Below are 7,073 nucleotides of genomic sequence, written 5' to 3'. Positions count from 1 at the left end.
GTTGCATATTGCAGCCTCCGTTTTGAGAGAAGATGAATGAACGACTTTAACGCAATCCTCGAGCCAGGCATGCTGGTGCGCCATCCCGACAAGCCAGAGTGGGGCACCGGACAGATACAATCCAACATCGGTGACAAGATCACGGTGAATTTTCGGGAGGCGGGAAAAGTTGTCATTAATGGCAAACACGTTCTACTCATACTGGTTAATGAATAGAATACAACCTTAAGGAGAGCAGATCAAGTGACGTTATTCAACACATCTTCATGTCTCGTCCCAACTGGTTGCCAAATGGTTAATTTCCCCGCAGATCAACAGGTATGACCGCGAAGACCCCAATGACTACCCAAATCAAAGCCGTATTTTCCACCCGCATCGCAGGAACCGATGAAGAGATCGGCGCAGCGCAGCGCCTGCGATATGATGTGTTTGTCGCAGAACTTGGCGGCGATGGACCGTTGGTTGACCATACCGCGCGATTGGAAAAGGATACCTTCGATAGATATGCCGATCATATCCTGTTGCTGGATAAAGCGCGCGCCGCAGGGGATCAGGTAATCGGTGTCTACCGCGTGATGACCGAGGACATGGCAAGGGCCGCGGGCCGCTTTTATTGCTCTGAGGAATACGATCTGAGGCCGTTTTATCAAAGTGGAAAGAAGCTGCTGGAGTTGGGGCGGTCCTGTCTGCATCCCGATTACAGGGGCGGTGAGGCCATGTTTCATCTCTGGTCAGCGCTGGCGGACTATGTTGAAACACGCCGGATCGACCTGCTTTTTGGCGTGGCCTCTTTCCACGGAACCGATGTCGCGGCCTTGTCCGGTCCACTGAGCCTGCTGCACCAAAGACATCTTGCGCGCGACGCCTTGCGCGTCAAAGCCATTGGTCCCACGGCCTTGTCGATGGATATCGAGGGACCGGACGCATTGGATCGCATTGCGGCCGTGCGCCAGATGCCTGCACTGATCAAGGCTTACCTGCGCGTTGGTGCGACTGTCGGAGAGGGCGCTTTTGTCGATTATGCTTTCAACACCGTAGACATCTGTATCATTTTCGAAAGCGATACGATCAAGGACTTGCAAAAAACGATACTTTCCAAAGGCATGAAACGTGGGTGATACCTGGCACAGTGACACCACACCCCCACATGGCGGGTATGGCGCGATGGGCTGGGTCCGTCTTGTATTGCGGGCCATTTCGATGATCATGCTTGTCTTCGGTGGATTGCTGATCTTAGTTGTCGTGCGCCTGCTGGAGCGGCCGCTTTGCGGGCTTCGGCGTCCGGTCACACCCTATATCACGCAATGGGTCTGTCGCGGCGCGTTTGTCTTGCTGGGTATCCGGTATACGACAGAAGGGATGCCCCTGCAGGGTGCGGGTGTGGTGGTCGCCAATCATGCGTCATGGCTTGATATCTTTGCGCTGAATGCGCGCAAGCGCATCTATTTCGTGTCCAAGTCCGAGGTCGCAGACTGGCCCGGGATCGGGTGGTTGGCCAAGGCGACAGGTACAGTGTTCATCGCGCGCGACCGCAGTAAGGTCCGCGATCAGATTGCGGTGTTCAAAAACCGTTTGGCGGCAGGTCACAAGTTGCTGTTCTTTCCCGAAGGCACGTCGACGGACGGGCTTCAGGTCTTGCCCTTCAAGCCCGCTCTTTTCGGGTCGTTCTTCGATCCGGCGTTGTGGAACAGCTTGCAGATACAGGCGGTGTGCGTCGTGTATCATGCACCCTCAGGGGCAGACCCGCGGTTTTATGGCTGGTGGGGTGATATGGCGTTCGGTCCACATCTGATGTCGACCCTTGCGGCAAAGCCACAAGGCGCGGTTCATGTGGTCTATCATCCACCGGTGAAAGTTTCGGATTTTGGGGACCGCAAGGCATTGGCGAAGGCCATGGAAAATCAGGTGCGTGCGGGCCTAGCCAAGCATCGCGCGCCGTAAATCGCCCAAGGCGGCGGCGGGGTTGTCCGCCGACCAGATCTCATCCCCAATGCCAAAGAAATCCGTGTGCGGGGAAAGTTTGCGGATCAGATCGGCATCAAGCGCGCCTTCGGCCACAACGGGCACTTCGATCATCAGCGACCACCATTCGAAAAGCTCCAGATCGGCGCGGCGTCCGTCGCCTAAAGGGGTTTCACCAACAGGGCCGAAGCTGACATAATCGGCCCCCAATTCTCCGGCTGTCATCCCGTCGTGGCGCGAGTTGCCGCAAAAGCAGCCCACGATCGCATCATCGCCAAGGTCGCGGCGGACCTGCCGGACAGAGCGCGAGCCATCACTGAGATGCACGCCATCCAGCCCCAACCTTTCGACCAGTTGGATATGGCTGTCGATGACCAGCGCGACATCACGTTCATGGGTGATTTCGCGCAGCGCGTCGGCAGCCTTTGCGATACGCGCTTCGTCAGTTGATCCAAGCGCCAGACGCACACACGCGACTTCGGTGCTGTCAAGGCAGGCAGCCAGTTGCGCCGGATAGCGCGACAGGTCGAACTCTGACGGGCTGATCAGATAGATTTGCGGGTGATCCTGTGCGTCCGACATGGGTGTGTTCCGGTATTTTGAATTGCCTGCGCGTTTTAGCGGGGAAAAAGCGGAATGGCTATGGGTGTCGGAGTTCTTGTCTTGGCAAACGTGGCGGCGTATCAGGCGGCACTCTTGCAAAAGGAAGTCTCATGCCCAGCGCCAACCTACAGCCCTCGTTCGTTCTGATCCGCCCCCAGATGGGTGAAAACATCGGGGCGGCGGCGCGTGGCATGTGGAACTTCGGTCTGGACCGGATGCGGATCATCGCGCCGCGCGATGGCTGGCCGAACCAGAAGGCGGTCGCGATGGCCAGCGGGGCAGGGCGGCTGTTGGATGAGGCGCAGATATTTGCGGACACGCAAGCCGCGATAGCCGATTGCGATTATGTCTATGCGACCACAGCACGCCCGCGCGGGCTGACCAAACTGGTATTGACGCCCGAGGCTGCGATGCAGGATGCACGCGCCCGCATCGCAGAGGGCCAGAAGGTGGCCGTGATGTTCGGCCCTGAACGCGCGGGCATGGAAAACGACGATATTGCACGGGCCAACGCAATCATTTCTGTTCCGGTGAATCCTGAGTTTCCGTCGCTCAATCTGGCGCAATGCGTGCTGCTGACAGGTTATGAATGGCGCCGCGAAGCGGTCGAGGTGGATGCATCCCGCGTTGATGCCGCAGGCGATTGGGCCGAACAAATAGAGATTGAAAAGCTGAGCGATCATTACGAACAACGGCTTGAGGAGGCCGGTTTCTTCTATCCCGAACACAAGGCCGAGAGCATGAAGGTCAATCTGCGCAACATGTGGTCGCGGATGCCCATGACACGGGCGGATGTGCAGATGCTGCACGGGATGATGCGGCAGATGGTGCGGTGGAAAGAGCGCGGGTAAGGTGCGCAGGTCGGGCTGGACATGTGGCACCCTGACGCTTGCGGATCACCCATCGGGGTTCTAGGTATCAGCCCAGACGAGGCGGAGACCAAAGATGGCGACAAAACGCAGTATCTTCGAAGATGTGGGCGATACCCCCAAGCAGGCAGCAAGCCCCGGCGGGATTGACCGCGCAGGGCAGGGCGCTCGGGGCGCGATCCGTGTCTGGCTCATGGCGCTTTTTGCACTGGTGGTCGTCATGATCGTCGTGGGTGGTCTGACCCGCCTGACCGACAGCGGCCTGTCCATCACCGAATGGAAGCCGGTCACCGGCGCCATGCCACCCATGTCCGAGGCCGCGTGGATCGAGGAATTCGACAAATACCGCGCAATTCCGGAATACCAGATGCAGAACCGTGGCATGTCCATGGCCGAATTCAAGGTCATCTACTGGTGGGAATGGGGACACCGTCAGCTTGGCCGTTTCATTGGCTTGGTCTGGGCAGTCGGTTTTGTGGCTTTCGCCGCGACCCGCAAGATCCCCGCCGGATGGACACCGAAGCTGTTGTTCATCGGCGCTTTGGGTGGGCTGCAAGGATTTATCGGCTGGTGGATGGTATCGTCGGGCCTTGAAGAGGGGATGCTGGATGTCGCCTCTTACCGGCTGGCGACGCACCTTGGCCTGGCCTTCGTTATCTTTGGTTTCATCGCATGGTACGTGTACCGGCTTGGCCGCAGTCAGGCCGCCCTTTTGCAGGCCCGGCGCAGCGGTGATGCGGGGCTCGCACGTCTGGGCAGTGTTCTTGTCGGGTTTGCTTTCTTCCAGATCATTCTGGGCGCATTGGTCGCGGGGATCGATGCGGGCCGTGCCTTTCCTGACTGGCCCTTGATGGCTGGCGGGTTCCTGCCGCCCGAACCTTTGTCGCTGACCCCGGTTTGGCGCAATTTCTTCGAGGACGCAGGCCTTGTGCAATTCATGCACCGGATGGCGGGCTATACGCTTTTCGTCTTTGCGATCGTTGTCTGGCTGCGGGCCCGCCGTTCCGCCAACAAGAACACGCGCTTCGTTTTCAACGCGATCATGGCGGTGATGCTGTTGCAGGTCGTCATCGGGATTGTGACGGTGATCTATTCCGCGCCATGGCAGATCGCGATTGTGCATCAGCTTGTCGCGGTGATCCTCTGGGCGCTGATTCTGCGCGGGCGCTTCGTTGCCCGATATCCGGTTGCCCAAACGATCAAAGGGGCTTGAGGCCATGAATGCATATACCGCACTGATGCAATTCCAGCGCGAGACAGAGGCGCTTGGACAGATTGCCGGTCGCCTTGGGTGGGATCAGGAAACCATGATGCCGCAAGGCGCGACACCTCAGCGCGCCGAGGAACATGGTGCGATGGCCAATATCCTGCATGCCCGCCGGATTGATCCGCGTGTGGCCGAGTGGTTGGAAGTGGCGGAGGCCGCAGACGATATTGCCGCAGCCAATCTGCGCCATATCAAGCGCGACTATGAGCGCACGGCAAAGGTGCCTGCCGCATTGGCTGCTGAATTGGCCAGAACGACGTCTCTTGCGCACCGTGTCTGGGCGCAGGCGCGCGCGGATGAAGACGTCGCAGCGTTCCTGCCCATGCTGCAAAAGGTGGTTGATCTACGCCGCGAAGAAGCTGCGGCGATTGCAGGTAACACCGATCCCTATGATGCCATGCTGGATGATTATGAACCCGGCGCGACGGGTGACAGCCTTGGCGCCATGTTCGCGGCACTGCGCCCGCGTCTGGTGGACTTGCGCGCAGCCATCCTCGATCAGCCTGCGCCGCAGGCTTTGTCGGGCGCCTTTGACGAGGCGGCACAATTGGCGATTTCGCAAAAGCTGGCGCTGGCCTTTGGCTACCGCGTCGAACATGGTCGCATCGACAAGGCGGTGCACCCGTTCTCATCGGGCTCCGGTCTTGATGTGCGGATCACGACACGCACAAACCCGACCGATCCGTTCAACTGCTTTTATTCCACGATCCACGAAGTCGGCCACGCCGCCTATGAGCAGGGGATTGATGCAACCCACTTGCTGACCCCGCTCGGGCGCGGCGTGTCGATGGGCGTGCATGAAAGCCAGAGCCGGATTTACGAGAACCAGTTGGGGCGGAGCCGTGCCTTCACCGGCTGGCTTTATGGGCAGATGCGCGACCAGTTCGGCGATTTCGGTATTCCCGACGAAGAGGCTTTCTTTGCCACGGTGAACCGCCTGCATAACGGATACATACGAACCGAAGCCGACGAGGTGCAATATAACCTGCATGTGCTGTTGCGGTTCGATCTGGAACGGGCGCTGATGTCCGGCGATCTGGCGGTGAATGATCTGGAGGCCGCATGGAACGACAGGTTTGTGGCTGATTTTGGCTTTGCCGTCGACAAGCCCTCAAACGGCGTCTTGCAGGATGTGCATTGGTCCGAGGGGCTTTTCGGGTATTTTCCGACCTACACCTTGGGCAATGTCTATGCCGGCTGCCTGAACATGGCGCTGCGCGCCGCAGTGCCTGATCTTGATGATGATCTGGCGCGCGGTGATACATCCAAGGCGACGGGTTGGCTGCGGGGCAACCTGCAACAGTTCGGCGGACTGCGGACACCTGTCGAAACGATTACACATGCAACAGGGGCGGCACCCAGCGAAGCGCCGCTACTGGATTACCTCGAAGACAAGTTCAGCCGGATTTACGGGCTGTGAACACGAAAGCACCTGCGGCGAAAGTCTGACTGGGCCAAGACCGCCTATGACCAGTCGGGCTTGCGTTTTTCCAAAAAGGCATTGATCCCTTCGTTCGTATCATCGACCAGCATGTTTCGGACCATGACATCTCCGGTATAGGCATAGGCGTCCGCTGTGGTCATTTGCGCCTGCGTATAGAAAGCCTGCTTGCCGGTCTGCACCGCAGACGCGAGTTTTCCGGCGATGCTATGCGCGATTTCAGTCGTTTCTCGGGACAGTGCATCGGAATGGACGCTGCGGTTGATCAGCCCAAGCTCCTGTGCTTCGCGGGCAATGATGAAGCGGCCCGTCGTCAGCATCTCGAAGGCGGCCTTGCGGTGAATATTGCGCGTAAGCGCCACCATCGGGGTCGAGCAGAAAAGCCCGATGTTCACACCGTTGACCCCGAAACGGGTTTCATCATCCGCGATGGCCAGATCGCACGTGGCGACCAACTGGCACCCCGCCGCAGTCGCGATGCCGTGGACCTGTGCGATAACGGGCTGCGGGATGGACTGGATGCGTTGCATCATCGCGGCACAGCGATCGAACAGGTCCTTGAAGTAGGTAGCGCCGCCATCCTCGGCCTGCCGTCCCGCCTGCATTTCCTTCAAATCATGGCCCGCGCAAAACGCCTTGCCAGAACCGCGCAATACGACCGCCCGAACCGAGCTGTCCGCGGCGATGTCATCGAACGTGCTGTGCAGGGCTGACAGCATCGCGTCGGACAGCGCGTTCAATCGCTCTGGCGCGTTCATGGTCAGGGTCGCGATATGGTCACTGTCTTCACGAAGCAGGATTGTCATTTTGGCCCTTTCAGTGTTGTTTGACCGGACCGTAATGCAGCACGAGACGATATGAAACAGAAGATGGATGTCCCGGCGCTTCAAACCTTTCTGGTTGAAGCCTTTCCGCAGGTGGCAGACGAATT

8 protein-coding genes are annotated in these 7,073 nt (G+C 58.8%); 6 read left to right on the top strand and 2 right to left on the bottom strand.

Going from position 1 to position 7,073, the window contains the following annotated elements:
• Nucleotides 1-36 precede the first annotated feature (36 nt).
• The 3 genes from R6T97_RS16250 (at nucleotide 37) to R6T97_RS16240 (ending at nucleotide 1,941) form a co-directional block, all read left to right on the top strand.
• Nucleotides 37-216: a DUF3553 domain-containing protein gene (locus R6T97_RS16250; protein WP_410350325.1), complete on the top strand. Its 180-nt coding sequence runs from the start codon at nucleotides 37-39 to the stop codon at nucleotides 214-216.
• A 122-nt stretch (nucleotides 217-338) separates the two neighbouring features.
• On the top strand, nucleotides 339-1,118 hold the full coding sequence (locus tag R6T97_RS16245; protein ID WP_410350324.1) for a GNAT family N-acetyltransferase: 780 nt from the start codon (nucleotides 339-341) through the stop codon (nucleotides 1,116-1,118).
• Nucleotides 1,111-1,941: a lysophospholipid acyltransferase family protein gene (locus tag R6T97_RS16240; RefSeq protein ID WP_410350323.1), complete on the top strand. Its 831-nt coding sequence runs from the start codon at nucleotides 1,111-1,113 to the stop codon at nucleotides 1,939-1,941. Before R6T97_RS16245 ends, R6T97_RS16240 begins: the two co-directional genes overlap by 8 nt.
• Here the strand turns inward: R6T97_RS16240 and R6T97_RS16235 are convergent.
• Nucleotides 1,918-2,544 (bottom strand): thiamine phosphate synthase, encoded by a 627-nt coding sequence (locus R6T97_RS16235; RefSeq protein ID WP_410350322.1) that lies wholly within the window; start codon nucleotides 2,542-2,544, stop codon nucleotides 1,918-1,920. The two genes, R6T97_RS16240 and R6T97_RS16235, sit on opposite strands and share 24 nt — an antisense overlap.
• Nucleotides 2,545-2,675: 131 nt before the next feature.
• Here R6T97_RS16235 and R6T97_RS16230 point away from each other — a divergent pair, with 131 nt between their 5' ends.
• From R6T97_RS16230 to R6T97_RS16220, 3 genes are all read left to right on the top strand, one after another.
• A complete protein-coding gene (locus R6T97_RS16230) occupies nucleotides 2,676-3,416 on the top strand; it encodes an RNA methyltransferase (protein ID WP_410350321.1) in 741 nt (246 codons plus the stop codon).
• A gap of 94 nt (nucleotides 3,417-3,510) precedes the next feature.
• On the top strand, nucleotides 3,511-4,647 hold the full coding sequence (gene ctaA, locus R6T97_RS16225; RefSeq protein ID WP_410350320.1) for a heme A synthase: 1,137 nt from the start codon (nucleotides 3,511-3,513) through the stop codon (nucleotides 4,645-4,647).
• A gap of 4 nt (nucleotides 4,648-4,651) precedes the next feature.
• On the top strand, nucleotides 4,652-6,121 hold the full coding sequence (locus tag R6T97_RS16220) for a carboxypeptidase M32 (RefSeq protein ID WP_410350319.1): 1,470 nt from the start codon (nucleotides 4,652-4,654) through the stop codon (nucleotides 6,119-6,121).
• Nucleotides 6,122-6,165: 44 nt separating this feature from the next.
• Here the strand turns inward: R6T97_RS16220 and R6T97_RS16215 are convergent, their stop codons facing one another.
• Nucleotides 6,166-6,984 (bottom strand): enoyl-CoA hydratase, encoded by an 819-nt coding sequence (locus R6T97_RS16215; RefSeq protein ID WP_410350326.1) that lies wholly within the window; start codon nucleotides 6,982-6,984, stop codon nucleotides 6,166-6,168.
• Nucleotides 6,985-7,073: the final 89 nt, after the last annotated feature.

It is taken from the genome of Yoonia sp. (genome assembly GCF_046498525.1).
Classification (GTDB): Bacteria; Pseudomonadota; Alphaproteobacteria; order Rhodobacterales; family Rhodobacteraceae; genus Yoonia.
This window is presented reverse-complemented; position numbering and strand designations above follow the sequence as displayed.